Origin of the sequence: Peterkaempfera bronchialis (assembly GCF_003258605.2) — a bacterium.
Classification (GTDB): Bacteria; Actinomycetota; Actinomycetes; order Streptomycetales; family Streptomycetaceae; genus Peterkaempfera; species Peterkaempfera bronchialis.
On record NZ_CP031264.1, the window covers coordinates 2,271,556 to 2,297,493 of the forward strand.

At 72.9% G+C, this 25,938-nt stretch carries 27 protein-coding genes; 13 read left to right on the plus strand and 14 right to left on the minus strand.

Features of this window, described 5'->3' with window-relative positions; genetic code table 11:
* Positions 1–30: 30 nt before the first annotated feature.
* The 3 genes from C7M71_RS09905 (at position 31) to C7M71_RS09915 (ending at position 2,985) form a co-directional block, all read left to right on the plus strand.
* Positions 31–612 carry a DedA family protein gene (locus C7M71_RS09905; RefSeq protein ID WP_111492646.1) on the plus strand — a complete coding sequence of 194 codons (582 nt, stop codon included), beginning with the start codon at positions 31–33 and terminating at the stop codon, positions 610–612.
* Between the two features lie 263 nt (positions 613–875).
* Complete coding sequence (locus C7M71_RS09910; RefSeq protein ID WP_229758643.1) at positions 876–2,192, plus strand: polysaccharide deacetylase family protein; 1,317 nt, start codon at positions 876–878, stop codon at positions 2,190–2,192.
* A gap of 43 nt (positions 2,193–2,235) precedes the next feature.
* Positions 2,236–2,985: an SAM-dependent methyltransferase gene (locus C7M71_RS09915; protein ID WP_111492647.1), complete on the plus strand. Its 750-nt coding sequence runs from the start codon at positions 2,236–2,238 to the stop codon at positions 2,983–2,985.
* 35 nt (positions 2,986–3,020) lie between these two features.
* On the opposite strand, the gene C7M71_RS09920 is transcribed toward C7M71_RS09915, so the two are convergent.
* The 6 genes from C7M71_RS09920 to C7M71_RS09945 all read right to left on the minus strand — a co-directional run bounded on the left by C7M71_RS09920 (position 3,021) and on the right by C7M71_RS09945 (position 8,719).
* On the minus strand, positions 3,021–3,923 hold the full coding sequence (locus C7M71_RS09920) for an alpha/beta hydrolase (RefSeq protein ID WP_114914294.1): 903 nt from the start codon (positions 3,921–3,923) through the stop codon (positions 3,021–3,023).
* Complete coding sequence (locus C7M71_RS09925; RefSeq protein WP_407675882.1) at positions 3,920–5,041, minus strand: branched-chain amino acid ABC transporter permease; 1,122 nt, start codon at positions 5,039–5,041, stop codon at positions 3,920–3,922. The genes C7M71_RS09920 and C7M71_RS09925 overlap by 4 nt, the downstream gene beginning before the upstream one ends.
* Positions 5,038–5,925 carry a branched-chain amino acid ABC transporter permease gene (locus tag C7M71_RS09930; RefSeq protein WP_111492565.1) on the minus strand — a complete coding sequence of 296 codons (888 nt, stop codon included), beginning with the start codon at positions 5,923–5,925 and terminating at the stop codon, positions 5,038–5,040. The genes C7M71_RS09925 and C7M71_RS09930 overlap by 4 nt, the downstream gene beginning before the upstream one ends.
* Positions 5,925–6,635 carry an ABC transporter ATP-binding protein gene (locus tag C7M71_RS09935; RefSeq protein WP_175607788.1) on the minus strand — a complete coding sequence of 237 codons (711 nt, stop codon included), beginning with the start codon at positions 6,633–6,635 and terminating at the stop codon, positions 5,925–5,927. Before C7M71_RS09935 ends, C7M71_RS09930 begins: the two co-directional genes overlap by 1 nt.
* Before the next feature lie 74 nt (positions 6,636–6,709).
* On the minus strand, positions 6,710–7,465 hold the full coding sequence (locus C7M71_RS09940; protein WP_111492564.1) for an ABC transporter ATP-binding protein: 756 nt from the start codon (positions 7,463–7,465) through the stop codon (positions 6,710–6,712).
* A 3-nt stretch (positions 7,466–7,468) separates the two neighbouring features.
* Entirely contained in the window at positions 7,469–8,719 is a 1,251-nt protein-coding gene (locus C7M71_RS09945) for a substrate-binding domain-containing protein (RefSeq protein WP_111492563.1), read from the minus strand.
* Between the two features lie 196 nt (positions 8,720–8,915).
* Between C7M71_RS09945 and C7M71_RS09950 the strand changes: the two genes are divergently transcribed.
* Both C7M71_RS09950 and C7M71_RS09955 read left to right on the plus strand, forming a co-directional pair.
* Positions 8,916–9,680 (plus strand): CoA transferase subunit A, encoded by a 765-nt coding sequence (locus tag C7M71_RS09950; RefSeq protein ID WP_111492568.1) that lies wholly within the window; start codon positions 8,916–8,918, stop codon positions 9,678–9,680.
* Between the two features lie 2 nt (positions 9,681–9,682).
* Entirely contained in the window at positions 9,683–10,324 is a 642-nt protein-coding gene (locus C7M71_RS09955) for a 3-oxoacid CoA-transferase subunit B (protein WP_111492562.1), read from the plus strand.
* Between the two features lie 444 nt (positions 10,325–10,768).
* On the opposite strand, the gene ung is transcribed toward C7M71_RS09955, so the two are convergent.
* A complete protein-coding gene (gene ung / locus C7M71_RS09960) occupies positions 10,769–11,455 on the minus strand; it encodes a uracil-DNA glycosylase (RefSeq protein ID WP_229759093.1) in 687 nt (228 codons plus the stop codon).
* 214 nt (positions 11,456–11,669) lie between these two features.
* On the opposite strand from ung, the gene C7M71_RS09965 reads away from it, so the two are divergent.
* Positions 11,670–12,815 (plus strand): NAD(P)H-dependent flavin oxidoreductase, encoded by a 1,146-nt coding sequence (locus C7M71_RS09965; protein ID WP_265737648.1) that lies wholly within the window; start codon positions 11,670–11,672, stop codon positions 12,813–12,815.
* 4 nt (positions 12,816–12,819) lie between these two features.
* Here the strand turns inward: C7M71_RS09965 and C7M71_RS09970 are convergent, their stop codons facing one another.
* Positions 12,820–13,599, minus strand: coding sequence for an HAD-IIA family hydrolase (locus tag C7M71_RS09970; protein ID WP_111492566.1), 780 nt, complete (start codon positions 13,597–13,599; stop codon positions 12,820–12,822).
* A gap of 119 nt (positions 13,600–13,718) precedes the next feature.
* On the opposite strand from C7M71_RS09970, the gene C7M71_RS09975 reads away from it, so the two are divergent.
* From C7M71_RS09975 to C7M71_RS09990, 4 genes are all read left to right on the plus strand, one after another.
* Entirely contained in the window at positions 13,719–14,777 is a 1,059-nt protein-coding gene (locus C7M71_RS09975) for a Gfo/Idh/MocA family oxidoreductase (RefSeq protein WP_111492559.1), read from the plus strand.
* A 98-nt stretch (positions 14,778–14,875) separates the two neighbouring features.
* A complete protein-coding gene (locus C7M71_RS09980) occupies positions 14,876–16,096 on the plus strand; it encodes a sensor histidine kinase (RefSeq protein WP_114914295.1) in 1,221 nt (406 codons plus the stop codon).
* A gap of 511 nt (positions 16,097–16,607) precedes the next feature.
* Positions 16,608–16,904: a DUF6412 domain-containing protein gene (locus C7M71_RS09985; RefSeq protein ID WP_114914296.1), complete on the plus strand. Its 297-nt coding sequence runs from the start codon at positions 16,608–16,610 to the stop codon at positions 16,902–16,904.
* A gap of 84 nt (positions 16,905–16,988) precedes the next feature.
* Positions 16,989–17,789: a YidC/Oxa1 family membrane protein insertase gene (locus C7M71_RS09990; protein WP_114914297.1), complete on the plus strand. Its 801-nt coding sequence runs from the start codon at positions 16,989–16,991 to the stop codon at positions 17,787–17,789.
* A 40-nt stretch (positions 17,790–17,829) separates the two neighbouring features.
* Here C7M71_RS09990 and C7M71_RS09995 read toward each other — a convergent pair whose 3' ends face one another.
* The 3 genes from C7M71_RS09995 to C7M71_RS10005 form a co-directional block, all read right to left on the minus strand.
* A complete protein-coding gene (locus C7M71_RS09995) occupies positions 17,830–18,906 on the minus strand; it encodes an adenosine deaminase (RefSeq protein ID WP_111494793.1) in 1,077 nt (358 codons plus the stop codon).
* 11 nt (positions 18,907–18,917) lie between these two features.
* Positions 18,918–20,237, minus strand: coding sequence for a DUF445 domain-containing protein (locus tag C7M71_RS10000; protein ID WP_407675883.1), 1,320 nt, complete (start codon positions 20,235–20,237; stop codon positions 18,918–18,920).
* A 266-nt stretch (positions 20,238–20,503) separates the two neighbouring features.
* Positions 20,504–20,869 (minus strand): hypothetical protein, encoded by a 366-nt coding sequence (locus C7M71_RS10005; RefSeq protein WP_111494795.1) that lies wholly within the window; start codon positions 20,867–20,869, stop codon positions 20,504–20,506.
* Between the two features lie 138 nt (positions 20,870–21,007).
* Between C7M71_RS10005 and C7M71_RS10010 the strand changes: the two genes are divergently transcribed.
* The 3 genes from C7M71_RS10010 (at position 21,008) to C7M71_RS10020 (ending at position 23,097) form a co-directional block, all read left to right on the plus strand.
* A complete protein-coding gene (locus C7M71_RS10010) occupies positions 21,008–21,367 on the plus strand; it encodes a hypothetical protein (RefSeq protein WP_111494797.1) in 360 nt (119 codons plus the stop codon).
* Positions 21,364–22,284: a DUF4388 domain-containing protein gene (locus tag C7M71_RS10015; RefSeq protein ID WP_229758644.1), complete on the plus strand. Its 921-nt coding sequence runs from the start codon at positions 21,364–21,366 to the stop codon at positions 22,282–22,284. Before C7M71_RS10010 ends, C7M71_RS10015 begins: the two co-directional genes overlap by 4 nt.
* 426 nt (positions 22,285–22,710) lie before the next feature.
* The gene (locus C7M71_RS10020; RefSeq protein WP_111492523.1) at positions 22,711–23,097 is read left to right on the plus strand and encodes a roadblock/LC7 domain-containing protein; all 387 of its coding nucleotides are present in this window, start codon (positions 22,711–22,713) and stop codon (positions 23,095–23,097) included.
* A 76-nt stretch (positions 23,098–23,173) separates the two neighbouring features.
* Here C7M71_RS10020 and C7M71_RS10025 read toward each other — a convergent pair whose 3' ends face one another.
* From C7M71_RS10025 to C7M71_RS10035, 3 genes are all read right to left on the minus strand, one after another.
* Positions 23,174–24,169: an ABC transporter ATP-binding protein gene (locus C7M71_RS10025; RefSeq protein ID WP_111492524.1), complete on the minus strand. Its 996-nt coding sequence runs from the start codon at positions 24,167–24,169 to the stop codon at positions 23,174–23,176.
* Between the two features lie 24 nt (positions 24,170–24,193).
* A complete protein-coding gene (locus tag C7M71_RS10030) occupies positions 24,194–25,009 on the minus strand; it encodes an ABC transporter permease (RefSeq protein WP_175607661.1) in 816 nt (271 codons plus the stop codon).
* 73 nt (positions 25,010–25,082) lie between these two features.
* Positions 25,083–25,883 carry an ABC transporter permease gene (locus tag C7M71_RS10035; RefSeq protein ID WP_111492535.1) on the minus strand — a complete coding sequence of 267 codons (801 nt, stop codon included), beginning with the start codon at positions 25,881–25,883 and terminating at the stop codon, positions 25,083–25,085.
* Between the last annotated feature and the right edge of the window lie 55 nt (positions 25,884–25,938).

Sequence of the window (25,938 nt, forward strand, 5' to 3'; positions counted from 1 at the left end):
GACTCTCCGGGAAAGTAGGGACAGCAGCCCATGGACACCGCGGCGCTCCTGAGCTCGTCGTGGATCTTCATCCTCGCCTTCGCGGCTGTGCTCGGCGACGCCTTCCTTCCCCTCATCCCGAGCGGGACCATGGTGATCATGGCGGTCCTCAAGACCGCCGACCTGGACGGCGCTCCCGTACTGCTGGCCCTCGGAGTCGCGACCGCCTCCTTCCTCGGCGACCTGCTGCTGCTGCGCATCGCCCGGCACGGCGCCCCCTGGGTGCAGGCACGGCTGGACCGCCGCCCGCAGTGGGCCGGCGCCACCAGCAAGGTCCAGCAGGCTCTGGAGACCCGCGCCGCCCGGACGGTGATCGTCGCCCGGTTCGTGCCCGCCGGGCGGACCGTCCTGGACCTCGCCATGGGCGCCAGCGCCAACCCGCGCCGGTTCAAGCGCTGGTCCGCGCTGGCCGCGCTGCTCTGGGCCGCGTACATCGTCACCCTGGGCTGGCTGAACAGCCACTGGTTCGACACCGCCTGGCTGAGCCTGGCCGTCTCCTGCGCGGCGGCCACCGGCATCAGCGCCTCCATCGCCCGGCTGGTCCGGCGGCAGCGGCAGGCGACGGCCGCCTGACCGACCGGCCCCGGCCAGTGGTGGACCCGGAGGCATCGCGGCAAGTGTCTCGAATCGGCAACAAGGTGCCCTGCGGGGGAGCCGACCACCCGTTCCGGACGTCAGTGCGACCGATGGGTCTTCGTCGTATCGGCTTACCGACTGCCGAGTCTGCGACCGCTGCGGCCAGGGCCGGGGGCGCGGCCGACCCGTCCGCCGCACCGGATGGGCGGTCGATGGCACATGTGCCCGGGCCGGCGGGGCACCACAGAGCAGGGGAGACCATGGGGACCATCTCGCGCCGGACCGTCCTGACCGCCGCAGCCTCCACGGCAGCGCTGGGCACGGTGGCCGCCTGCACCGGCGGGGGCGGCAGCGGCCCCGCGCGTACCAGCCCAAGTCCCAGCGCCTCCACCAGTGGCGGCGCCAAGGGCACCGGGCTCGGCGAGAAGCAGCCCGTCAAGCCGATCGGGGACGGCTCCACCGCCGACACCGGGCCGCAGCCGGGGCAGCCCAAGGCGGAACGGCTGAGGCCCGGTCAGCGGCCCCCGCAGTTCGTGGTCTTCTCCTGGGATGGAGCGGGCGAGCTGGACAACCGGCTCTTCTCCCGGTTCCGCGGGCTCGCCCAGCAGCACCACGCCTCGATGACCTTCTTCCTCAGCGGGATCTACACCCTGCCCGAGTCCAAGAAGAACCTCTACCACCCGCCGCGCCATGCCGTCGGCGCCTCCGACATCGGCTACCTCACCGACGAGCACATCCACGCCACCCTCCAGGAGGTGCGGCTCGCCTGGCTGGAGGGCCATGAGGTCGGCACCCACTTCAACGGCCACTTCTGCGGCTCCAACGGCGTCGGCCGCTGGTCGCCCGCCGACTGGGAGAGCGAGATCCGGCAGGCCAAGAAGTTTGTGACGGAGTGGCGCACCAACACCGGCTTCACCGATCTGGAACCGCTGCCCTTCGACTACGAGAAGGAGCTCATCGGCGGCCGCACCCCCTGCCTGGAGGGCCAGCGCAATCTGCTGCCGACCGCCGCCAAGCTGGGCTGGAAGTACGACGCCAGCTCCCCGGGCGGCCTCCAGATGTGGCCCGGCAAGGTGCAGGGAGGCAGGATCTGGGACTTCCCGCTGCAGTCCATACCCTTCCCCGGGCACTCCTTCCAGGTGCTGTCGATGGACTACAACATCCTGGCCAACCAGTCCGGCGGCTCCACCAAGGGCAACTCCTCCCGGTACGCCGCCTGGCGCACCCAGGCCCGCGACTCCTACCTGGCGGGCTTCAAGCGCGCCTACGGCTCCAACCGCGCGCCCTTCTTCATCGGCAACCACTTCGAGCAGTGGAACGGCGGCATCTACATGGACGCCGTCGAGGCGGCGCTGAAGGAGATCGCCGACCACCCGGAGGTCCGCATGGTCTCCTTCCGCCAGCTGGTGGAGTGGCTGGAGGCCCAGGACCCGGCCGTGCTGCGCAAGCTGCGCACCCTCAACCCGGGCGAGAAGCCGACCGGCGGCTGGGAGGAGTTCCTGGGCGTCCCCACCCCGCCCGCGCCTCCGTCCGCATCCGTCTCCCCCTCCACCTCCGCTTCCGCTTCCGCAGGCTGAAAAACGGGGTGCGGCGGGGCGTCGGGAGTGCGAGGGTGCCTGGATGGACCCACGACGTCTCAGCGTCCTCGCCCACGCCCATCACCCCATAGCCGCGCCGCTCAGCGACGAGTCGGTCCGCAGGTTGCTCGACCGGGCCGTGGTGCGCGGCGACGAACGCGCCCTGGACCTGGGGTGCGGTGAGGCGGAGTGGCTGCTGCGGGCGCTGGAGCGGCACCCCCGGATGCTCGCCGAGGGGGTGGACATCGACGGGGAGACGCTGGATCGGGTACGGGACGAGGCCGAGCGGCGCGGAGTCGCGGACCGGCTGGCCCTGCACCACATGCCGGCGGCGGAGTTCACCTCGGCGCGCAGCTTCGACCTGGTGCTGAACATCGGCGCCAGCCATGCCTACGGCGGGCTGCTGCCCACCCTCTCTGCCGTCCGGGAGCATCTCGCCCCGGGCGGCCTGGTGCTGGTGGGCGAGGCGTTCTGGGAGCGGGAGCCGGACCCGGCGACGCGGGAGACGCTGGCCGGGCCCTGCGTCTGGGCGGACCTGGCCGGCACCGTGGACCAGGCGCTCGCCGACGGCTGGGTCCCGGTGTACGCGCACACCAGCACCCTGGACGAGTGGGACGACTACGAGTGGTCCTGGACCGGGTCGCTCGCCCGGTGGGCGCTGGACAACCCGGACCACCCGGCATCACAGGACGCGCTGAAGGCCGCGCAGCAGCACCGGGACCAGTGGCTGCGCGGCTACCGGGGCGTGCTGGGGTTTGTCACCCTGCTGCTGCGGCGGACCGTCGGCGGCTGAGCAGCCGGGCGGCCACCGCGCCGTCGGCCGCTGCCTCAACCGGCCGGGTGGGCCTCCGCCAGCAGCAGTCCGGCGACGGTGCGGGCGCCCCCCGCGCCGAGCAGGACGGAGTAGTGGTTGGTGCCGGGGGCGGCGATGGTGGTGACCCGCTCCGGGTCGAGCCCGGCGGCGGTGAGGCGGGCCGCGTCGTACATGCCCTGGGGCTGGTCCAGCAGTCCGCGCTCCGCCCAGAGCAGGGTGGCGGGGCAGGGGAGCCGGTGGACGGCGGCGGCTGCCTCGGCGTCCAGCAGCACCTGGGCGCCGTCGGTGTGGATGGCCTCCTCGACGCAGGAGGAGCGCAACTCCGGCTCGCTGCCGACCAGATCGCGCTGGAGGTGGCGGTCGAGCCGGTCGGTCCAGACGGCGTCGTGGAAGGCGGGGTGCTGCCGCCAGAAGTCCCGGTAGGCGTCCCGGGAGGGGAAGGACATGGTGAGGCGGGCCAGCGCCGGGCCGAGGACGGCGGCGAGGGCGTCGTCCTCGGTGACACCAGGCGGCAGCGGGAAGCTCACCGCGCCGTCGACCAGCACCACCCGGCGGATCCGCCCGGGGTGGCGCACGGCCGCGAGCGCGGCGACCCAGGCGCCCATGGAGTGGCCGGCGACCACGGCGCCGTCCAGCTCCAGGTGGTCCAGTACGGCGGCGGCGTCGTCGGCGTGCCGGGCGAGCCCGTACGGTCCGGCGACGGCCCGGCTGCCGGCGCGGCCCCGCAGGTCGGGGGCGACCAGGGTGGCCCGGCCGGCGAGCTGCTCGGCGACCTCGCCCCAGGCCAGGCCGTTGGCGGTGATGCCGTGCAGGGCCAGCACGGTGGGCGCGGCCGGGTCGGTCGCGGGCCAGCGCAGCACGGTGAGGTCCCCGCCGGGGACGGCGACGGCGAACTCCTCGGGATGACGGTCGGTCATGCGGTGCTGCCTCCGGTACGTCGGGTGGATCGGGCGTCGCGGATGCGGGCCGGCAGTCGGACCGCTCCGCCCGGCAGCAGGTACACCACGGCGACGAAGACCGCGCCGAGCAGGAAGAGCGGCTGGGAGAGCGGGACCCGGAGGACGGCGGGCAGGTCGTTGACGGCGGCGGAGTTGGCGAGGTCGCCCAGGCGGTGGTCGGCCCAGGTGTAGAGGACGCCGCCGAGCAGCGGCCCCCACCGGGTGCCGGAGCCGCCGAGGACGACCATGACGAGCAGGGAGAGGGTGAAGTCGGAGGTGGCCGCCTGGGGGGTGGCTCCTCCCGAGAGAAGAAGGTAGACCACACCACCGACAGCGGCGAGGGCGGCGGCCAGGACGAAGGCGACCAGCTTGAAGCCGTAGGGGCGCAGGCCCAGCACCTCGACCCGGCGCTCGTTCTCCCGGATGCCCTCCCAGACGCGGCCGGTGGGCGAGTTGACGGCCCAGTGGACGACGGCGAGGGTCAGCACCAGGTAGCCGAGGGCGATCCAGTAGAGGTTGGCGGTGTTGCCGATGCCGACCAGGGCGTCCGGCAGCCGGTCGGCGGGGGCCGAGCGGCCCTCCTCGCCGCCGGTGAGGCCGCCGGGGTTGCGCTGCACCAGGATCGATCCGGCCTGGGCGAAGGCCAGCGTCACCATGGAGAAGCCGATGCCGGTGACGCGCAGCGACACCGAGCCCAGCACCACCGCGAGCAGCACCGCGAAGGCGAGGCCCAGCAGGGCGGCGACGACCAGCGGCAGCTGCCACTCCAGCATGAAGATGTCGGTGGCGTAGAGCCCGGCGGCGAACCAGAGGGCGTGGCCGAAGGAGAGCAGCCCGGTGCGGCCCAGCAGCAGGTCGTAGCCGGTGGCCAGGGCGCCGAAGACCATGCACAGGGCGAGCAGTTGGAGGCTGCCTGCGCTGCCGAGCGGGCCGTCGAGCAGGCCGGGCAGCGAGAGGGTGCTGAAGGGGGCGGTGAGGAGCAGCAGCAGGACGGCGGCGGGCCACCAGCGGGCGGCGCGGCGCAGTGCGGCGGCCCTGGTGGGGGCGGCGGCGGGGGTGTTGTCGGTGGGGGCCTGCATGATGGTTCCGGTGGTCATGCGAGCCTCCCGGTCAGGCCGCGCGGACGCACCAGGAGCAGCACGGCGAGGAGTACGACGACGGAGAGGTCGCCGAGCCCGGCGGCGGTGTAGTAGTTGGCGAACTGCTGGACGAGGCCGACGCCGACGGAGGCGACGGCGGCCCCGGTGACCGAGCCCATGCCGCCCATGACGACGACCACAAAGGCGAAGATCAGCAGCGAGGTGCCCTGCCCGGGGCTGACGGAGCCGAAGTAGAGGCCGCCGAGGGCGCCGGCGAGGGCGGCGGCGGCGCCGCCGATGGCGAAGACGAGGGTGAATGCCTTGCGGACGTCGATGCCCAGGGCGGTGACCATCGCCCGGTCCTCGACGCCGGCCCGGACGACGAGTCCGTGCCGGGTGCGGCCGAGGAAGAGCTTCAGTACGCCGAGGACGACGGCTGCGGCGGCGATCAGGACGAAGCGGTTGACGGGGACGGCGGCGCCGAGCAGGTGGACGGTGCCGGAGAGGGCGTCGGGCTGCGGGAAGGGGCGGGCGTCGGCGCCCCAGATGGCCATCAGCAGCGCGGGTACGGCCAGTCCGACGCCGACGGTGGCCAGCACCTGCTCGCGCGGGCGGGAGTAGAGGGGGCGGATCAGGGCGAGTTCCAGCAGGACGGCGGCGGCGGTGCCGACGGCCGTGCCGAAGACCACGGAGAGGAGGAAGCCGAAGCCGCCGGAGCCGGCGCCCGGGAGGTTCCCGTCGGCGGCCCACCAGGTGGCGTACGCGCCGATGGAGAGCAGTGCGCCATGGGCGAAGTTGAGCACGTCCATCAGGCCGAAGATCAGCGAGAGCCCGGAGGCGACGAGGAAGTAGAGCGCACCCAGGCCGAGGCCGGTGAGGGTGAGCAGGACGACGGTGTCCATCAGGGGCGGGCCTCCTGCGGGGTGGCGGCGGGGTGGCGGCCGACGCCGAGGAGGCGGCGGGCGGCTTCGGCGTCCTCCAGCAGTTCGGCGGTGGCGCCGCGGTGGGCGGTGCGGCCGTCGGCGAGCACGGTGCAGCCGCCCGCCAGGCGGCGCACCACGGCGAGGTTCTGCTCCACCAGCAGGACGGGGACGGCCTCGGCGGCGCGTTCCAGGACCTGGGCGACTTCGGTGACGACCTTGGGGGCGAGGCCCTTGGTGGGTTCGTCGGCGATGATCAGGCGGTTGCGGTTGAGCAGGGTGCGGCCGATGGCGACCATCTGCTGCTGGCCGCCGGAGAGGGTTCCGGCGGCCTGCCGGGCGCGCTGCTTCAGCTCGGGGAAGAGGCTGTGCACCAGGGCGTAGTCGGGCTCGGGGTCGCGTTCGGCGAGGCGGAGGTTCTCGGCGACGGTGAGGGCGGTGAAGATGCCGCGGTCCTCGGGGGCGTAGCCGATGCCGCGGCGCACCACGGCGTGGGTGGGCAGCTGCACGGTCTCCTCACCGCCGAGCCGGACGCTGCCGCTGCGCGGCACCAGGCCGAGGACGGCCCGGACGGTGGTGGTCTTGCCCGCGCCGTTGCGGCCGAGCAGGGCGGTGACTCCGGCGGGGGCGACCTCCAGGTCGACGCCGTGCAGGATGTGCCGCCCGCCGATGACGACGCGCAGGTCCCGCACCGCCAGCAGCGGCTCGGCCACCGGCGATTCGGCCGACAGCGGCTCGGCCGCCGGGGGTTCGGTCGGCGGGGGTGTCACAGTGCCTCCCCGAGGTATGCCTGCTGGACGGTGGCGTCGGCCATCACGGCGGCCGGGGTGTCCAGCGCCAGCAGGGTGCCGTGGTGCATCACGGCGAGCCGGTCGGCGAGGCCGAGCAGCACGTCCATGTGGTGCTCGACCATGAGCACGGTGCGGCCCTCGTCGCGGTGGACCGAGCGGATCAGCTCGGTGAGGGCGGGCACCTCCTCGGCGGAGACGCCCGCCATGGGCTCGTCGAGCAGGATCAGCCGGGGCTCGCCGACCAGCAGGACGGCCAGCTCCAGCTTGCGCTTCTCGCCGTGCGAGAGGGAGCCCGCCGGGGTGTCAGCCCGGTGGGTGAGCCCGGTGCGTTCCAGGGTGTCGGCGACCTGCCGCGCATAGCGGTCGGCCCGCCGCCAGATCCGGTACGAGGTGTGTCCGGTGGCCTGGGCGGCGAGGCGGACGTGGTCGGCGACGGTCATACCGGGCCACAGGGAGGAGGTCTGGAAGGTGCGGCCGAGGCCGCGCCGGGCGCGGGCGTGGACGGGCTCGGCGGTGATGTCGGCACCGTCGAGCTCGATCGTCCCCGCGGTGGCCGGGTTGATCCCGGAGACCAGGTTGAACAGCGAGGTCTTGCCCGCGCCGTTGGGGCCGATGAAGGCGACGAACTCGCCCTCGGCGACCTCCAGGGAGACGTCCTCCACGATGGTGGCGCCGCCCACCGTCCAGCCGAGCCCGCGCAGCCGCAGGACCGGGGATGTGGGGTCGGTCATGGTTCAGCCCGCCGCCTTGGCGACCGGCGGGGCCACCTCGTCGGGGCCGAGGACCTTCTCCACCGACGGCTTGGCGGCGGCACCGTTGCCGGTCAGCCGCACCTGGAACATCGGCTGGAGCAGGGCGTGGTCCTCGGCGCGGATGGTGAGCCGGCCCTTGACGCCGTCGAAGGACCAGCCTTCCAGCGCCTTCACCAGGGCGTCGGTGTCGGCCACCTGACCCTTGGTCTCCTCCACCGCGTGGACGACCATCTGCGCGGCGGTGAAGCCGTCGGGGGAGAAGAGGTCGGCCTTGGCACCGGCCTTCTCCAGGGAGGCGGTCATGGCCTTCTCGACCTCGGTCCCGGCCGCGCCACCGAAGTAGTGGTTGAGGAAGGAGATCTTCTCGCCGGCCGCGCCGAAGAGCGGGTAGGAGGCCGCCACGTCCAGGCCGGTCACCACCTTGGTGGCCGAGAAGACGCCCTGCTGGTTGAGCGACTGCCAGAGCGCCGGAGCGGTCTCGCCGGCCCAGGCCACATAGAGCAGGTCGGGCTTGGCGGCCTTGGCCTGCTTGGCGAAGGGGGTCAGGTCGGTGGCGCTCGGCGGGGCCAGCACCGCGTCCACGCGGGCGCCCTCGCCGCCCAGCACCTGCTTGACCGCCGCGACGTTGGCCTGGCCGAAGGCGCTGTCCTGGGCGAGCACGGTGACCTTGCGGCCCTTGGCGTCGCCGATGAAGGAGGCCGCGGTCAGGGTGTCCTGGTAGCTCTGCCGCCCGGAGCGGAAGGTGTAGTCGTTGATGCCGGTCACCTGGTCGGCGGCGGCCGGGCCGCTGATGAAGAGCACCTTGTTCTGGGCGGCGATCGGGGCGAGTTGCAGCGCCACGCCGGAGGCGGTGGACCCGGCCAGGATCTTGTAGCCCTTGCCGATCAGGTCTTTGGCCTCGGAGACGGCCTTGGCGGGGTCGCCGGTGTCGTCCTGCTCGGCGATCTCGATCGGGTGGCCGTCGACGGCCCCGGTGCCCTTGGTGGCGTACTCCAGGCCGGCCTTGAAGCCCTCCAGGTACTGCTTGCCGTAGGCGGCGAGCGGCCCGGTGCGGGAGTAGACCAGCCCCACCTTGACGGGGGCGGCGGCCTTCGCGCCGTCACCGTCGCTGCTCCCCGTGGCAGTTCCGGCGGTGCCGGCCTTGGCGCAGCCGGCGGCGAGAAGGGTGCCCGCTGCCAGCAGCACCAGGGTGCGGGCGGGTCTGCGGAGACTGCGGTGGCGGGACAGGTACATGGTGACCGACTCCTGTGGCGGCTGCGGTGGCGGGGTGATTCCCGGAACCGTAGGAGCAGCACGCCGCCGCGGACATGTGGTCGGTCACTGCTTCCCCGGCGGGAGTTGTGTGAGTGTCCCACATGGAAGGCGGGAGCGCGCCGCCGGAAGGGTGACCGAGGTGGCCGGTGCGGCCCGGGAATCGGAGAGGAACGCGATGGACAAGGTCCTGCACTCCGCCGCGGACGCGGTGGCGGACATCCCCGACGGCGCGGTGCTGGCCGTCGGCGGCTTCGGGCTGTGCGGCATTCCGTCGACGCTGATCGGCGCGCTGGCCGAGACCGGCGTCGGCGGGCTGCGGGTGGTCTCCAACAACTGCGGCGTGGACGACTGGGGGCTGGGCCTGCTGCTGTCGGCCGGTCGGATCGCCCGGGTGACCGGCTCCTATGTCGGTGAGAACAAGGAGTTCGCCCGGCAGTACCTGGCCGGTGAGCTGGAGGTGGAGCTGACCCCGCAGGGCACCCTCGCCGAGCGGCTGCGCGCCGGCGGCGCCGGCATCCCCGCCTTCTTCACCCCCGCCGGGGTCGGCACCCAGGTGGAGGAGGGCGGCCTGCCCTGGCGCTACCACCCCGACGGCAGCGTGGCGCTGGCCTCCCCGCCCAAGGAGGTACGGGAGTTCGGCGGCCGACGCTATCTGCTGGAGGAGGCCATCACCGCCGACTTCGCCCTGGTGCGGGCCGAGGTGGCGGACCGGCACGGCAACTGCGTCTTCCGCGCGGCGGCCCGCAACTTCAACCCGCTCTGCGCGACGGCGGGCCGGGTGACCCTGGTGGAGGCGGAGCGCATCGTCGAGCCGGGCGAACTGCCGCCGGACGCCGTCCATCTGCCGGGGGTGTACGTGGACCGGGTGGTCGCCGCCGATCCGTCCGACAAGCGCATCGAGCGCCGTACCGTGCGCCCCGCCGCCACCCCGGAGGTCTGACCGTGCCCCTCGACCGCGATCTGCTCGCCGCCCGCGCCGCCCGCGAACTGCGGGACGGTCAGTACGTCAACCTGGGCATCGGGCTGCCCACCCTGATCCCCGGTCATCTGCCGCCCGGTGTCGAGGTGGTGCTGCACTCGGAGAACGGCATCCTCGGCGTCGGCCCGTACCCGTACGACGGCGAGGAGGACCCGGACCTGGTCAACGCGGGCAAGGAGACCGTGACCATGGAGCCCGGCGCCGCCTGCTTCGACTCGGCGCTCTCCTTCGGGATGATCCGGGCCGGTCGGATCGATGTCTCGATCCTGGGGGCGATGCAGGTCTCCGCCCGAGGCGACCTGGCCAACTGGATGATCCCGGGGAAGACGGTGAAGGGCATGGGCGGTGCCATGGACCTGGTGCACGGGGCCCGCCGGCTGATCGTGGTGATGGAGCACACCGCCCGGGACGGCTCACCCAAGATCGTCGAGGAGCTGGACCTGCCGGCCACCGGCCGGGGCGTGGTCGACCGCATCGTCACCGACCTGGCCGTCATCGATGTCACCCCGGACGGCCTGCGGCTGGTGGAGGTCGCTCCGGGGACCTCGGAGCAGCAGGTGCGGGCGGCGACCGGGGCGCCGCTGCTGGCACCGGCCGCCGTCTGACCGGCCGTCGCCGACCATACGACCGGACGCTCCGGCGGGGGCGTCCGGTCGTCCGCTGTCCCGGGCCTTCTCACCAATCGGTTGCGATCAACCGCCACCCCCCGCGACAGTGGGGCGAGGACAGACGACAAGCCTTGGGGGAAGCGGAGTCGTCCGGCCCGCCCGCTCGGCCTCCCGGGTCAGCTGCTGGGCCTTGGCCCCGGAGTCGGGGCCGCCGAGCCAGCGGGCGCTGGGCCGGTCGGCGATCCGGGACAGCTCCCGGGCCTCGTCCTCCCGGCCCTCCCGGCGCAGCGCGGCGACCTGCCGGGCCGCCGAACCCGCCCCGACGTAGAACTCCTCGTCCTCCGCCCCCGGCAGCCGCCCCCACCCATCTGCGGCGCACCCCGGCGCCCCTCCCCGCCCGGCGCATACCGTCTCAGCTTGGCACAGCCCGGCGATGGGCCGTCAGCTCTCCTCAAGGTTGGGGATGCGCCAGTCCATCGGCTCATGCCCGAGGTCGGCCAGCGCCTTGTCGATCTGCGAGAAGGGACGGCTGCCCAGGAAGAGCTTGGCCGACAGCGGCGAGGGGTGCGCCCCCTGCACCACCACATGCCGGGTGGTGTCGATCAGCGGCAGCTTCTTCTTGGCGTAGTTGCCCCAGAGCACGAAGACACAGGGCTCCGCACGGTCGTTGACCGCGCGGATCACCGCGTCGGTGAACTTCTCCCAGCCCTTGCCCTTGTGCGAGTTGGCCTCGTGGGCCCGCACGGTGAGCACCGCGTTCAGCAGCAGCACGCCCTGCTCGGCCCAGTGCATCAGATAGCCGTTGTCCGGGGTTTCCACGCCCAGGTCGGTGCGGAGCTCCTTGAAGATATTGCGCAGCGACGGCGGCACCTTCGTCCCCGGCCGGACGGAGAAGCACATGCCGTGCGCCTGGCCGTCGTCGTGGTACGGGTCCTGACCGAGCAGCAGCACCTTCACCTTCTCGTACGGGGTGGCCTCCAGCGCGGAGAACACCTCGCCCTGCGGCGGGAAGACCTGGTGCTCCGCGCGCTGGGCGGCCACGAACTCGGCCAGCGCACCGAAGTACGGCTGCGAGGTCTCCCCGGCCAGCACGGGCCGCCATGACTCCGGCAGCGCGAACTCCTCCAGCGACGCCTCGCCCACCTGCTCCGACACAGCCACGACCTCCCACAACACCGCATGCATCCCCGGACGGCCGAAGCCAGCACGGCCCGCCCCCAACACCGAGCACCGTATACGCAGCCACTGACAACAACGACCCGCCGCAGGTAGACGGGTGCGGAGCCCCGGGGCGGGTACGGTCGGTCCCAGACGGACCCGCAACCCGGAGGAGGCCGCCGCCGTGAACGGCACCGAGCACCACCCCGTCCCACTGCCCCGCACCCTCCTCTCCAGGCTGCCCCACCCCGTGGTGCAGGCCCCGATGGCCGGGGGCAGCTCGACTCCGGCCCTCGCGGCGGCCGTCTCGGGCGCCGGCGGCCTGGGCTTCCTCGCCGCCGGCTACAAGTCCCCGCAGACCCTGCGGGAGGAGATCGCGCTGACCCGGACGCTGACCGACGCGCCGTTCGGCGTCAATGTCTTCGCCCCCACCCAGCCGGCCCCGCACGCCGCACAGGCCGCCGCCCGCTACCGGGAGGAACTGGCCGGCGAGGCCCGGCGCTACGACACCGCGCTGCCGCCGGTCCCCGACTGGGACGACGACTGCTACGCGGACAAGTTGGACGTGCTCGCCGAGACGGCCGTGCCGCTGGTCAGCTTCACCTTCGGCTGCCCCGACCCCGATGTGATCGCGCGTCTCCAGTCGGCGGGCACCGAGATCGCCGTGACCGTCACCTCCCCCGAGGAGGGCGTGGCCGCGCTGCGGGCGGGGGCGGACATCCTGGTGGTGCAGGGCCCGGAGGCGGGCGGCCACCGGGGCTCCTTCGAACCGCTCGGCGTCACCGACACCGGCCCCAGCCTGCTGGAGCTGCTGCCGGAGGTCCGCAAGGCCGTCGAGGAGGACGGCGCCCGGATGCCGCTGCTCGCGGCCGGCGGGGTGATGGACGGCGCCGGGCTCGCCTCGGTCCTCGCCGCCGGCGCCGCCGCCGCCCAACTGGGCACGGCCTTCCTGGCCACTCCCGAGAGCGGCGCCCACCCGGTGCACAAGTCGGCGCTCACCGACCCGCGTTGGACCGAGAACGGCGCCTTCGGCTCCTCCACCACGGTCACCACGGCCTTCACCGGCCGCCCCGCCCGCGCACTGGTCAACCGCTTTGTGGCCGAGCACCGGGCAGCCGCGCCCAGCGCCTGCTACCCGCTGCTCCACCACCTCACCGCACCGCTGCGCCGCGCCGCCGCCGCACGGGGCGACGCCGACGGCATGGCCCTCTGGGCGGGCACCGGCCACCGGCTGGCCCGCACCCTGCCCGCCGCCGACCTGGTGGAACTCCTGGTCACCGAGCTGGCGGCGGCCATGGAGACGCCGTACGGGCACCGCGCGGCGCCCTGACGGCTCAGATCTCGTCGATCAGCTCCGCGATCGACTTCACGACCCGGCCCGGCCGGTAGGGGAAGCGCTCCACCTCGCCGGGCTGGGTCAGCCCACTGAGCACCAGTACCGTCTCCAGGCCCGCCTCCATGCCCGCGACCACATCGGTGTCCATCCGGTCGCCGATCATGGCGGTGGTCTCGGAGTGCGCCTTGAGGGTGTTCAGCGCCTCCCGCATCATCAGCGGGTTGGGCTTGCCCACGAAGTACGGCTCCACCCCGGTGGCCTTGGTGATCAGCGCCGCCACCGAACCGGTGGCCGGCAGCGCGCCCTCGGCCGAGGGGCCGGTCTCGTCCGGGTTGGTGGCGATGAACCGGGCACCGCCGTTGATCAGCCGGATCGCCTTGGTGAGCGCCTCGAAGCTGTAGGTCCGGGTCTCCCCGAGCACCACATAGTCGGGCGAGACATCCGTCAGCACATACCCGATCTGGTACAGCGCCGTGGTCAGCCCCGCCTCGCCGATCACATACGCGGTGCCGCGCGGCCGCTGCCCGTCCAGGAACTTCGCGGTGGCCAGCGCCGACGTCCAGATCGACTCCTCCGGCACCTCCAGCCCGATCCCGGCGAGCCGGGCGGCGAGGTCACGCGGGGTGTAGATGGAGTTGTTGGTGAGGACCAGGAACGGCTTGCCCGACTCCCGCAACCGCCGGATGAACTCCTCTGCGCCCGGGATGGGAGTCCCCTCGTGAACGAGGACCCCGTCCATGTCGGTCAGCCACGACTCTATGAGCCTGCGTTCTGCCACGTGCATATCCCCAATACTTCGGCTCTGCCCCGACGGTCACAGCGTAATCGCCACCCCAAGATCGGCGCCGGGCCCACCCGACCTTGTACGTGTGCACCACCATTGCTTTAGTAGGGCCCATGCCCGCAACCGTCCGCGTGGGCCTGGTCGGCTTCGGCCTCGCCGGCTCCGCCTTCCACGCCCCGCTGATCGCCACCACGCCCGGGATGCGCCTGGACGCCGTGGTGACCGCCAGCCCCGAGCGCCGTGCGCAGCTGCACCGCGAGCACCCCGGCGCCCGCGCCGTCGACACCCCCGAGCAGCTGCTCGCCACCCCCCTCGACCTGGTCGTCATCGCCTCCCCCAACCGCACCCATGTCCCGCTCGCCCGCGCCGCCCTCGACGCCGGCCGCCCGGTCGTGGTCGACAAGCCGCTCGCCGCGACCGCCGCCGAGGCCACAGCCCTCACCGACCTCGCCGAGCAGCGCGGACTCCTGCTCACCGTCTTCCAGAACCGCCGCTGGGACAATGACTTCCTCACCGCCCGCCGCCTGATCTCCACCGGCGCCCTGGGCACCGTCCACCGCTTCGAGTCCCGCTTCGAACGCTGGCGCCCCCAGATCAAAACCGGTTGGCGCGAGCTGCCGGACCCGGCCGAGGTCGGCGGCACCATGTACGACCTCGGCAGCCACCTGGTCGACCAGGCCCTCACCCTCTTCGGCCCTGCCGCCACCGTCTACGCCGAGATCGACACGGTCCGCCCCGGCGCGGCCGTCGACGACGACTCCTTCATCGCCCTCACCCACACCTCGGGTGTCCGCTCACACCTCTGGATGAGCGCCACCGCCGCCCTGCTCGGCCCCCGGCTGCGGGTCCTCGGCGACCGCGCCGGCTATGTCAAGCACGGCCTCGACCCCCAGGAGGCCGACCTCCGGGCCGGCCGCCGCCCCGGCGACGGCTCCCCCTGGGGCGTCGAACCCGAGACCGCGTACGGCACCCTGGGCACCACCGACTCCGCCCACCCCGTCCCCACCGAGCCCGGCGACTACCCCGCCTTCTACCGGGGCGTCGCCGCCGCCCTCCGCGACGGCACCCCGCCCCCGGTCGACCCCCGCGACGCGGTCGCCGCCCTCGCCGTCCTGGAGGCCGCCCGCCGCTCCTCGGCCACCCGCACCACCGTCGACATCCCCCGGGCATGACATTCGTCATGCCCGGTTCGCCACCATTCTCACTGGCACCCCTCCCCCGCCCTCCGGCAGGCTGATACCTCCCGCCCCACCACCGGAGGAGAACCCCCATGCGGCGGATCAGCGACTGGTGCCGCCGCTGGAAGGCGCGCGAGTGGTGGTTCAGCGTCTTCTGGCTCTGGGGCCTCGCCCCCGGCCTCAGCGCCCTCCCCCAGCACCACTCCGCCCCCACCATCGCCCTCGCCGCCGCCGGCGCCGCCGTCTTCTCCGCCGCCTTCGTCGTCACCGTCGCCAACGGCACCCGCCACAGCAACCCCCGGCTCAGGTTGGCCTGCTACACGGTCACCGCGACCCTGGCCATCGTCTACCCCCTGCTGCTCGGGCCGTCCTGGCTGGCGATGTTCATCTACGCCGCCATCTGCAACGCCAACGCCTTCCCGATGCGCCGCGCGGCGACCACCGCCGTCCCCCTGGTCGCCGCCCAGTGGGCCGTCGCCGTGGCCACCGGCTCCCCCTTCGCCGACTACTGGCCGTGGCTCGCCTCCACCGCCGTCAGCGCCTCCTTCTCCATCCTCGGCGTGGAACGCTCCCGCACCAAGGCCCGGCTGCGCCAGGGCGAGGAGGCCATGGCCCAGCTCGCCGTCAACGAGGAACGCCTCCGCTTCGGCCGCGACCTCCACGACCTCCTCGGCCACTCACTCTCCCTGCTCTCCCTCAAGGCCCAGCTCGCCGAGCGCATGGTGCACACCGACCCCGACGCCTGCGCCAAGCAGATCGCCGAAATGCGCGAGATCACCTCCACCGCCCTCGCCGAGGTCCGCGAGTCCGTCACCGGCTACCGCCGCCCCACCCTCGCCACCGAACTCGCCCGCGCCCACACCACCCTCACCACCGCCGGCATCCACCCCGAGATCGACCCCGGCCTCGAACCCCACGCCAAGACCCTCGCCCCCGCCCGCGAAGCCGCCCTCGCCTGGGCCCTGCGCGAATCGGTCACCAATGTCGTCCGCCACAGCAGCACCGCCCGCACCTGCCACATCAGCCTCACCCGCAGCGACGACGGCTACACCCTCACCGTCCAGAACGACGGCCCCACCACCCCCACCGCCGCCCCCACCTTCGGCAACGGCCTCTCCGGCCTCCGCGAACGCCTCGCCCTGGAAGACGGCCACCTCGACGCCGCCCCCACCCCCCACGGCTTCCGCGTCCGCGCCCACCTCCCCCACCCCCCACGCCCAGAGGGCGACGGACGAGTAACAGCGGGGGGCCAGAGCACAGACGGACAGGCAGCAGTAGGAGCCAGGCGCAGACCCCCCACGGGCAGAGGGTGACGGACGACTAGCAGTGGGGGCCAAGACCCCAGACGCCCACAGCCAGAGGGCGGCGGACGGGTGGCAGTGGGGGCCAGGACGCAGACCCCCCACGGCCGGAGGGCGGCGGACAGGGAGCAGTAGGGGGCCCAGGTCCACAGACCCCCCACGGCCGGAGGGTGAGGGACAGATAGCAGTGCGAGACCCCCACCAGCCGGAAGGTGGCGGACGGGTAAGGGGTGGGACACCCGGCCCGAGAGCCTGACCGACCCACTCACATCAGCCAGGCACGAACAGACCTTCCCCCCACCGGGCGGAGGGTGGCGGACGGGGAGGGGTGGGGGGTCCCGGGCACTCAGGAGGATGCCGCCGGTTCCCCCGAAGCGAGGAACGAGCGCAGGGGGACACCGGCGAGCACCGGACGCCCGGGACCCCCCACCCCGGACCGGCCGACACCCGCACCAGCCCACACAACCCCAACCACAACCCCGCACCCCGTACACTCGTCCCGAGAACACCCCCAGGAGGCCCCATGCAGCTGATCACAGCCGCCCTCGGCCTGACCTGGAACGCCCTGGGCCAGCTCCTGCTCGCCCCCACCGGCCTCACCGCCCTCGCCGCAGCCGCCACCCTGGCCCTGCTGGCCGGCCTGATCTCGGGCACCCTGGCCACCGCCCGCCTGCTGGGCGCCTCCGCCCCGCACGCCGTACGCGACCGCGCCCTGCGCCGCCGCGCCTGGCGGACCGCCTTCCTCCCCCAGCGCGACCCCGACGCCCGGGGCAGGTCACGCCCCCGAGCACCCTCCACCGCGGCCCCGACGGCCGCCTAGCACCCGCGCCCCGCTCCCGCACCGCGGCCGTCCTCCGCCGACACCCGTCGTCACCCGACGAGACCCCCGGAGGGCTCCCCCAGCATGTCCATATTCAGCATTCTCGACCCCGCCGTCGGCCTGGCCCACAACGCCGTCGCCGGCCTCGCCCACGCCGTCCCCACCGCCGCCGCCATCGTCATTTTCACGGTCTGCGTACGGCTGCTGCTGCACCCCCTGGCCCGCGCCGCCGCCCGTGGCGAGAAGTCCCGCGCCCGGCTCGCACCCCAGATCACCGAGATCCGCCGCCGCCACGGCCGCGACCCGGAACGCCTCCAGCAGGCCCTCGCCGAGCTCTACCGCAAGGAGAACGCCTCCCCGCTGGCCGGCTGCCTCCCAATGGTGCTGCAACTGCCCTTCTTCTCCGTGATGTACCGGCTCTTCACCCACCCCACCGCCGCCGGCGCACCCGACGACCTGCTGCACCACACCCTGTTCGGCGTCCCCCTGGGCAGCCATGTGACCGCCGCCCACGGCCCGCAGCAGCTCCTCGTCTTCCTGACCCTCTACGCCGCCCTGGCCGCCGTCGCCGCCGTCAGCTTCCGCCGCGCCCGCCGCACCGCCAAGACCGCACCCACCCCCACCCCCGCCACCCCCCACGCCACCCCCCACGACCCCACCGCCCAGGTCGCCGCCCTCGCCCCCTACCTCTCCTTCGGCACCGTCCTCTTCGCCGCCCTGGTCCCCCTGGCCGCCGGTCTCTACCTGCTCACCACCACAGCCTGGACGGTCACCGAACGCGCCCTACTCCACCGCGCCACCCACCACCCCCACCCCTCCCCCGCCACCACCCCCGCTGCCACCACCCCCGCCGCCACCACCCCCGCCGCCACCACCACCACCTGAGCCAACAGGGACGGAGGGGGCGGCGGCAGGCAACAGCGGCCTACCGCCCGCCGCCCCCTACCCAACCGGCCAGATACGCGTCGATCTCCCCCACCAGCCGCGCCTTCGCCCCGGCATCCATGAACGACGCCTCCACCGCGTTCCTCGCCAGCCCCGCGACCCCCGCCTCATCCAGCCCCAGCAGCCGCGCCGCCACCCCGTACTCGGTGTTGAGGTCGGTCCCGAACATCGGCGGGTCGTCGCTGTTCACCGTCACCAGCAGCCCGGCGTCCACCATCTGCCGAATCGGGTGGTCCTCGATCCGCTCCACCGCCCGCGTCGCGAGGTTGGACGTCGGGCAGACCTCCAGCGGAATCCGGTGCTCCCCCAGGTAGTCGACCAGCCGGGGGTCCCGCACCGCCTGCGTACCGTGCCCGATCCGCTCCGCGCCCAGCTCCCGCAGGGCGTCCCACACGGTCTGCGGCCCGGTGGTCTCCCCGGCGTGCGGCACGCTGTGCAGACCGGCCGCCCGCGCCCGGTCGAAGTACGGCTTGAACTGCGGCCTCGGCACCCCGATCTCGGGGCCGCCCAGACCGAAGCTGACCAGCCCCTCCGGCGCCAGGTCCAGGGCCAGCCGCGCCGTCTCCTCCGCCGATTCGAGCCCCGCCTCGCCCGGGATGTCGAAGCACCAGCGCAGCACCACCCCCAGCTCCGCCTCCGCCGACTTCCGGGCGTCCTCGATCGCCTCCATGAAGGCGACGTCCGGAATGCCCCGGCGCACCGAGCTGTACGGGGTCACCGTCAGCTCCGCGTACCGGATGTTCTGCCGCGCCATGTCCTCGGCGACCCCGTAGGTCAGCGCCCGGACGTCGTCCGCGTCCCGGATGAGGTCCACCACCGACAGATAGAGCTCGATGAAGTGCGCGAAGTCACGGAAGGTGAAGTACTCCGCCAGCAGCTCCGGGTCGGTGGGCACCCGGCTGGTCCCCTCGTGGCGTGCGGCCAGCTCGGCCACCACCCGAGGCGAGGCCGACCCCACGTGGTGCACATGGAGCTCCGCCTTCGGCATCCCCGCGATGAACGCGTCCACCTCTGTCCCCTCTTCCTCTCGAATCTTCCTCTCGAACGACCCGGGCATCGTCGCACGGTTCACCCGCCCACCAGCACCGAGACCGTGTGGATCAGCAGCCCCGCCAGCGCCCCCACCACCGTGCCGTTGATCCGGATGAACTGGAGGTCACGCCCGACATTGGCCTCGATCTTCCGGGATGCCTCCACCGCGTCCCACCCGGCGACCGTGTCCGAGATCAGGGAGGTGATCTCGTCCCGGTAGGTCGCCACCACATACCCGGCGGCGTCCTCCAGCCAGCCGTCGACCTTGCCCTGCAGGCGCGCATCCGAGGCCAGCCGCTCGCCGAACGACCGCACCCCGTCCCGGATCCGCCGCCGCAGTTCGCTGTCCTCGTCCTCCGCCGCGTCCAGTACCAGCGACCGCACCGCGCTCCAGGACGACGCGATCAGCTCCTGCACCTCCGGCCGGGCCAGCAGTTGCGTCTTGGCCCGCTCCACCCGCCCGATGGTCTCCGGGTCGGTCCGCAGCTCCTGGGCGAAATCCGTGAGGAAGCTGTCCACCGCGCCTCGCGCCGGGTGGTGCGGGTCGTCCCGCACCTCGCCCGCGAACCGCAGCAGTTCCTTGTGGACCCGCACGCCCACCTGGTGGTCGATGAACTTCGGCGTCCACCCCGGGGACTCCTCAGCGATCCGCTGCACCACCTCCTCGCGGTGCTCCACCAGCCAGTCGTGCAGCCGCCGCGCGACCAGGTCGACCATGCCCTGGTGGCCGCCGTCGGCCACCACCCGGCCGAGCATCCGGCCCATCGGCTGGGCGACCTGCTGGGCCGCCACCCGCCGGGTGACCGCCTCGCCCACCACGGCCTGCACGTCCTCGTCGCGGAGCACCGCGAGGACGCCCCGCAGCGCCGCCGACGCCTCGGTGGTCACCCGTTCCGCACTGCCGGGCGCGGCCAGCCACTGCCCGGCCCGCCGGCCGATCCGCAGCGCCCGCAGCCGTTCCCGGACCACCTGCGCCGCCAGGAAGTTCTCCCCCACGAACTCTCCGAGGCTCCGCCCGAAGACGTCCTTCTTGGTCGGGATGATCGCGGTGTGCGGGATCGGCAGCCCGAACGGCCTGCGGAAGAGCGCGGTCACCGCGAACCAGTCGGCCAGCGCACCCACCATGCCGGCCTCGGCCGCCGTCTCCACATAGCCCGCCCAGGCCCCGGCGCCCGCGGCCTCGGCCCAGCGGGCGAGCGCGTACACGGCGGTGGCCAGCAGCAGCAGCCCCGTAGCGAGGGCCTTCATCCGCCGTACCCCGCGCCGTTTCACCTCGTCGGCCGCCGTGAACCGCACCGCTCCGGTCGCCACCCCGGTCGGCGTCACCTCAGCCGACCTGTCACCCTCAGCGTTCACGCCATCCACTCTTCCCGCAGCTGCCACGACCCCCAGCCTGCCGGAAGAGACCCACCGATTGCTGCCCCACCCCTCTACATCGCATGCCGCAGTTCACCGGGCGGTGCCCCGCCACCGCCCGTGCCTCCGCCCCCGTTACAGCCCAATTCCCTTCTCCCCTTTGCGGATCAGCGGACGCGATCCCCCCGCCGCGCTCGGAAGAGAATGATCCGAATTACCGTCAGAAAAACCGCGTCCGCCGGACTCCGCACGCCCCCCGTGGCGAACTACACGTCGAGGATTCCCTCGATGCGCTTGAGTTCATGCCGGGCAAGCGCCAGATTGCCACGCACACGGTCGAGCGCGAGGTAGAGGAAAAGCGACCCATGGCTGCGCGCCAGTGGACGGATGAGGTGGTACTGCGAGCCGAGGGTGATGAGGATGTCCTCGACGGAGTCGTTCATGGCGAGCGTGGTCAACGTGCGGACCTTCGCTCTGACCACCTCGGTATTCCCGGCGGCGGCGACTTCCAGGTCCAGATCCTTGTCACCGCCGAGCGATCCGAGCGACATACCGCTCTCGTAGTCGACGAGCGCCACACCGATCGCTCCGTTGACAGCCATCGCTTCCTTGAGCGCGGTCTCAATGTTCATGGTGCTTCCTTCTCCTGGCGTCCCTCGGGGATTCCTGCGTGTGAGACCAAAGCGGTCACGAAACGTCACCTTCAGCCACTGTTGCGCAAGATGGGGGTTAAAGTACTCTGCCGAGTGTCACAAAGTGAAGGGGTACAGGTGCAGACGCTCGAAGCATCGCTCTCCGAAATCCTCGGCTCTCCCGGAGTGATCGGTGCCGCCCTGGTGGACGCCGTCACCGGCCTCACCTACTGCACGGTCGGAGACCGTGCCGCTGTCGGGGACGGCACCGAACTTGCCGAACTGGCGAACCTGATCGCCGACTCATTCAACGAGGCAGGTGTCACAGGGGAGTTGGAGAGCGTGGTGGTGACCAGTCAACGCCACTGCCATATCACCCATATGGTGCCCAGGCAGGGGGACGCCCTCCTGCTGACCGCTGCGGTGGACCGCGAGCGGACCAATCTGGCCCTGGCCCTGCGGCAGCTGGCCGACCACACCAGAACCGTGCTGAGATGACCGGCCCCACCGCATCGCAGACCCCGCGCAACGTCCCGACGCTGCTCGCCAGGCTGCGGGAGCAGCAGTTCAGCGGAACCGTCACGATATCCGGCACCCCCGGTGGAACCCTCCATCTGCGGGACGGGCTGGTCGGCGCGGTCGAGACTCCCGGGGCGCCGTCCGCCGAGACGGTGCTGCTGAGGTCACGGCGGATCAGCGAGGTGGACTGGACGGCAGCCCGCACCACCGGCCGGGCCGGCGGCGGTCTGGCCGCCGCGCTGGTGGCCGGCGGATCCATCGGCGCCGCCGACCTCGAAGTCCTCTGTACGGCGGCCGTGTTCGACGGCGTCTTCGCGATGGCGCTGAGCCCGTCCGGCAGTTGGCAGGTGGACGACTCGGCCGTACCCGCGGAACTGGTCGCGCATCCCGGGATCGAGCCACAGCAGCTCACCCGTGAGGCATCCCGGCGGGTGGCCCTGCTCTCCCGGCTCTGGGGGCCACCCCGTGAACTCGCCGGTGTCAGAGTCCGGCCCACGTCCCGCGCCGAGTCCCCCACCGTGCCGCTGGCGCCGCGCTACCGGGACATCCTGCTCAGCGCCAACGGCCGACGCATACCGCGCGACATCGCCTTCGCCCTCGGCCGCGGCGTGTTCCCCGTGATGCTCGACCTGGTCCGGATGAGCGCCCGGCACCTCGTCCAGTTGGAGATCCCGGGCACCGCCACCACGGTGCCGAGCGTGGCGCCCCGCACGGCCGGCACCGGTGAACCGCCCAGCGCCGCCGCGTCGCCGCTGCCGCGCCGCATGCCCGGCGTCCGCCTCCCGAGCCCGGCGCCCAGCGAGGCGGCCAGGCTCTCGACGGCAGCCGGGGCGGACCCGGCCGCCTCCCCGCCTTTCGGGGCGCGGGACGGGGAAGACGGAGAAGACGCCGGGTGAGCGCGCATCGACGCCGGTCGGCGGCCGCAGGCCGCCGGGCCGCGGCTGCCCCACAGCTTCCGGCAGCCCCGCTCCCCGGCCCTCCGCTCCCCCTCCCCGGCATCCCGCTCCCGAACCGGCGACTCCCGACTGTGGGACTCCCCACCCCGGACTCGGGGCCAGGGCCTGACGCCGCGCTGCCGCAGCGGGTACCGTCCCCTTCCCAGGAACCGGGCTGGGCGGTCACCACGGCCGTGCGACCGGACACCGAGACCCTGCAACGGGTCCGCGACGCCCTCAGCGCCCTCCGCTGACCCCACCCTCACCCCACCCCCCGCCCCTCCCTCACCACCCCCTCACCCCGCCCCTCCCCTCACCGACCTCTTCTTCACCGGCCCTTCCGTCCCCCCGGACCCGCCGTACCACTCGCACCAAGGAGAGCGCACCATGAGCAGCCAGGCACCGTCCGAAGCGCTCGTCGATGAGCTGACGTCGCTGCGCGAGCGCGTCATGGGTATCGCCGAGAGCCTCATCTCGACAGCCGACGGTCTCCTGGTGACCGGCGACACCGCCACCGTCCAGCCGGAGTCCGTGGCGGCACTCTCCGCCGCCGCCCTGGCGCTCGGCCGGCGTACGGCTGCGGAGGTCGGCTTCGGCGGCCTGCGCGATGTGGTCAGCCGGTGCAACCGGGGCTATGTGGTGGTCCTGGCGATCGGCGACCACGCCCTGCTGGTGGTCCTGGGCGACGAGGGCCTGGACATCGCCGCCCTGCACCGCGAGTGCCCGACCACGATCGACCGCCTGGACAAGCTCCTCACCGCGAACGCGGCGTAGCAGCAGACCCCACCCCGAGGAGCGGGGCGCCCGCTATGCCCTCCACAGCGCCCCGCTCCTCCCCCAACCCCCCGGCTCAGCCGACCGACGCCCGGGGCTGCTCCGCATCCGGCTCCGTGGCGAGCTCTCCCGCGTACACCCGGGCGATCACGTCCTCGATGGCCGGTTCCCGGACCGACAGGTCCACCAGCGGATACCGGTCGGCGACCGCCGCCACCACCGGCGCGGCACTGCGCGCCGCCGGGAAGGCCAGCCACTGCCGGGGTCCGTCGACCCGGACCACCCGGGCGCCCTCCACCACGATCGGCGGGCAGGGCTCGGCCAGGTCCACCACCAGCGTCCGCTCGCTCTCGCCGACCGCGTGCAGCCCCTCCAGCCCGCCGTCGTAGACCACCCGGCCGTGGTCGATGACCATCACCCGGGAGCAGAGCTGCTCGATGTCGGTGAGGTCGTGCGTGGTGAGCAGCACGGTGGTGCCCCGTTCGGTGTTGACCTCGCGCAGGAACTCCCGCACCCGGTTGCGGCTGACCACGTCCAGCCCGATCGTCGGCTCGTCCAGGTAGAGCACCTGCGGGTCGTGCAGCAGGGCGGCGGCGAGGTCGCCGCGCATCCGCTGCCCCAGCGAGAGCTGCCGTACGGGGGTGTCCAGCAGCGGGCCGAGGTCGAGCAGGTCCAGGCAGCGGTCGAGGTTCTTCCGGTACCGGTCGGGTGGGACGCGGTAGATGCGCCGGGCCAGTTCATAGGAGTCGCGCAGCGGCAGGTCCCACCAGAGTGTGGTGCGCTGCCCGAAGACCACGCCGATGCGGTGGGCGAGGCGTACCCGGTCCCGCGAGGGGTCGACTCCGGCGACCCGCAGCCGTCCGCCGCTGGGGACCAGGATGCCGGTGAGCATCTTCACGGTGGTGGACTTTCCGGCGCCGTTGGGCCCGATGTAGCCGACGCACTCCCCCGCCTGCACGGCGAAGGTCAGCCCGTCCACGGCGCGCACCTCGCGCTTCTCCCTGCGCAGCCGTCCCTTGCGGGTGCGCACGGTGAAGGTCCGGCTGACGTTCTCGACCTCGATGAGAGCCATCGCTCTCTCCTTTCGTGGATGTGTTCAGCTGCCGGTGCTGCGGTAGGCGCGCAGGCCGCACCGCCAGAGCAGTCCGGCCACGGCGAGCGTCAGGGCGGCGACGAGCGGTGAGGCGAAGCGGAGGGCTTCGGGCAGGTGCAGGGGGTCCGGCATGCCGAGGATGTGCAGGGCGGGCAGCCAGTTGACGAAGGCCAGCGGGATGCCGAAGACGGCTCCGGCCACCAGTTCCCTGGTGAAGACGGTGGGCGGGTACTGGAGCATGGTGCCGCCGCCGAAGGTGAAGGAGTTCTGCACCTCCGCCGCGTCGGCGGCCCAGAACTGGAAGCAGGAGCCGGCCACGAACAGGGCGATGAAGATCGCGGTGCCGCAGAGCAGCAGCATCGGCACCATCAGCACCCGGTCCCAGGTCCAGTCCACCCGGAGTCCGGAGAGCGACCAGAGCAGGATCAGGGTGGCCTGCACGGGGCGGCCGATGCGGCGCAGTGCGAAGTGGTCGGCGGCCATCTGGGCCAGTGCCGGGGCGGGCCGCACCAGCATGCTGTCGAAGGAGCCCAGCCGGATGCGCTCGCCCAGCCGGTCGATGCTGCCGACCAGCATGTCGGCGAGGCCGATGGCGAAGCTGGAGGTGGCGTAGAGAAAGGCGACCTGGTGGAAGTCCCAGCCACCGAGGCTGCGGGTGTGGTGGAACATCACCGCGATGATCAGGAAGTCCATGGTGGTCATGCAGACATTGCCGATGGTCATCATGGCGAACGAGGCGCGGTACGCCATCGCGGAGCGCACCCACATCGCGGCGGTCATCCACCAGACGCGCAGCGCCCAGCCGACCCTCCCAGGCATCTTCTCCGAGCCCGAGCCCGAACCCGAATCCCAGCCCGCACCCGCACCCGCACCGGAGACCGGAGCCGCTGTCTCAGCCACCCTGGACCACCACCCTCCGAGCGGCCCCGCGCTGCACGGCCCGTCCGGCGGCCAGCAGCAGCACCGCCCAGAGCAGCTGGAAGCCGAGCCCGGCGGCCAGCCCCTGGCCGGTGCGCCGTTCCAGCAGCACATCGGTGGGGATCTGCACCATCGCCGACCAGGGCAGCACCCGCGCCAGCTCGCCCAGCGCCCCGGGGAAGAGGGTGATCGGGAGCAGCATGCCGGAGAGGAACATGCCCGCGATGGTCACCATCGACCGCACCCCGTCGGCGTCCAGCAGCCAGAAGCCGGTGAGGGAGACCAGATAGCGGATGGCGAAGCTGACCAGGACGGCAAGGCCGACGGAGAGCAGGAACGCCGCCCAGGTGCCCGCGTTCCGGGGCAGCCGCAGGTGGAAGGCGAGCGCGCCGACGGTCAGCGGCGCCGCACCCCGGGTGAGCAGCTGGAAGCCGGCTCGGCCCAGGTCACCGGCCAGCCACCAGGACTGGAGGTCGACGGGCCGGTAGAGGTCGATGGCGATGTCGCCGTTGCGGATCCGGGCCTGCAGGTCGTCCTGGAAGCCGCCGCCCCAGATGGCGACGGTGGCCAGCAGCGCCTGGCTGGTCCAGATGTAGGTGACGGCGGCCGAGGTGTCGTATCCGCCGAGTCCGGGCCGGGCGTTCCAGAGGGCGATGTAGGTGTAGGTGAGGATGAAGCCGAAGACGCTGTTGGTGAAGATGCCCGCGAAGGTCGCGGCCCGGTAGGTGGAGTAGCGGCGGAAGGAGCCGCTGGCGATGGATCCGTAGAGCGTCAGCTGCACGGGGAGGCCTTCCTGTCAGGCGGTTCCGAATATGTCGACTTGTCGACAG

Excerpts from the sequence above, each read along its gene's own strand:
- C7M71_RS09950 (WP_111492568.1), top strand. The coding sequence starts at position 8,916 with ATGGACAAGGTCCTGCACTCCGCCGCGGACGCGGTGGCGGACATCCCC.
- C7M71_RS09940 (WP_111492564.1), bottom strand. The coding sequence starts at position 7,465 with ATGACCGACCCCACATCCCCGGTCCTGCGGCTGCGCGGGCTCGGCTGG.
- C7M71_RS10020 (WP_111492523.1), top strand. The coding sequence starts at position 22,711 with ATGAGCAGCCAGGCACCGTCCGAAGCGCTCGTCGATGAGCTGACGTCG.
- C7M71_RS09990 (WP_114914297.1), top strand. The coding sequence starts at position 16,989 with ATGTCCATATTCAGCATTCTCGACCCCGCCGTCGGCCTGGCCCACAAC.
- C7M71_RS09910 (WP_229758643.1), top strand. The coding sequence starts at position 876 with ATGGGGACCATCTCGCGCCGGACCGTCCTGACCGCCGCAGCCTCCACG.
- C7M71_RS09920 (WP_114914294.1), bottom strand. The coding sequence starts at position 3,923 with ATGACCGACCGTCATCCCGAGGAGTTCGCCGTCGCCGTCCCCGGCGGG.
- C7M71_RS09905 (WP_111492646.1), top strand. The coding sequence starts at position 31 with ATGGACACCGCGGCGCTCCTGAGCTCGTCGTGGATCTTCATCCTCGCC.
- C7M71_RS09925 (WP_407675882.1), bottom strand. The coding sequence starts at position 5,041 with ATGACCACCGGAACCATCATGCAGGCCCCCACCGACAACACCCCCGCC.
- C7M71_RS10030 (WP_175607661.1), bottom strand. The coding sequence starts at position 25,009 with ATGCCTGGGAGGGTCGGCTGGGCGCTGCGCGTCTGGTGGATGACCGCC.
- C7M71_RS10025 (WP_111492524.1), bottom strand. The coding sequence starts at position 24,169 with ATGGCTCTCATCGAGGTCGAGAACGTCAGCCGGACCTTCACCGTGCGC.
- C7M71_RS09930 (WP_111492565.1), bottom strand. The coding sequence starts at position 5,925 with ATGGACACCGTCGTCCTGCTCACCCTCACCGGCCTCGGCCTGGGTGCG.
- C7M71_RS09975 (WP_111492559.1), top strand. The coding sequence starts at position 13,719 with ATGCCCGCAACCGTCCGCGTGGGCCTGGTCGGCTTCGGCCTCGCCGGC.
- C7M71_RS09995 (WP_111494793.1), bottom strand. The coding sequence starts at position 18,906 with ATGCCCGGGTCGTTCGAGAGGAAGATTCGAGAGGAAGAGGGGACAGAG.
- C7M71_RS09985 (WP_114914296.1), top strand. The coding sequence starts at position 16,608 with ATGCAGCTGATCACAGCCGCCCTCGGCCTGACCTGGAACGCCCTGGGC.
- C7M71_RS09945 (WP_111492563.1), bottom strand. The coding sequence starts at position 8,719 with ATGTACCTGTCCCGCCACCGCAGTCTCCGCAGACCCGCCCGCACCCTG.
- C7M71_RS10015 (WP_229758644.1), top strand. The coding sequence starts at position 21,364 with ATGACCGGCCCCACCGCATCGCAGACCCCGCGCAACGTCCCGACGCTG.
- C7M71_RS10005 (WP_111494795.1), bottom strand. The coding sequence starts at position 20,869 with ATGAACATTGAGACCGCGCTCAAGGAAGCGATGGCTGTCAACGGAGCG.
- C7M71_RS09980 (WP_114914295.1), top strand. The coding sequence starts at position 14,876 with ATGCGGCGGATCAGCGACTGGTGCCGCCGCTGGAAGGCGCGCGAGTGG.
- C7M71_RS09915 (WP_111492647.1), top strand. The coding sequence starts at position 2,236 with ATGGACCCACGACGTCTCAGCGTCCTCGCCCACGCCCATCACCCCATA.